This is a genomic window from Treponema sp. R6D11 (assembly GCF_054786075.1).
The window spans coordinates 1-353 of sequence record NZ_BDHD01001233.1 but is presented as its reverse complement, the minus strand read 5'-3'; the positions used below and the strand labels follow the sequence as shown (position 1 = coordinate 353).

1 protein-coding gene is annotated in these 353 nt (G+C 44.5%); it reads left to right on the top strand.

The window, feature by feature from the left end:
- A partial coding sequence (locus tag ACYVTD_RS18230; RefSeq protein ID WP_461249014.1) for a sodium:solute symporter family transporter occupies positions 1-353 on the top strand: 353 nt, incomplete at both ends.

Here is a 353-nt window from a genome sequence, read left to right as displayed (position 1 = left end):
GGAGATTCGGAACCGCCGCAACATGGATAGGTTTGGGCAATGCGTTTATAGGCTCCCTTATGCCGTGGGTAATACTCGGGCGGCGGACGCGCATAATGACACAACATTTAAAAAGCGCAACCATGCCTGAATTTTTCGGTTCAAGGTTCAACGCTACATCATTAAAAATAGGCGCGTCAATTATACTTTTTATATTCCTTATCCCCTACACTGCTTCGTTATACAACGGTCTTTCTCGTTTATTCGAGATGGCGTTTCATGTTGATTTTGTTTACTGTATTGTCGGCATGGCGGTTCTTACCGCAATTTATGTCGTAGTCGGCGGTTATTTTGCGACAGCGGCAAACGATTTT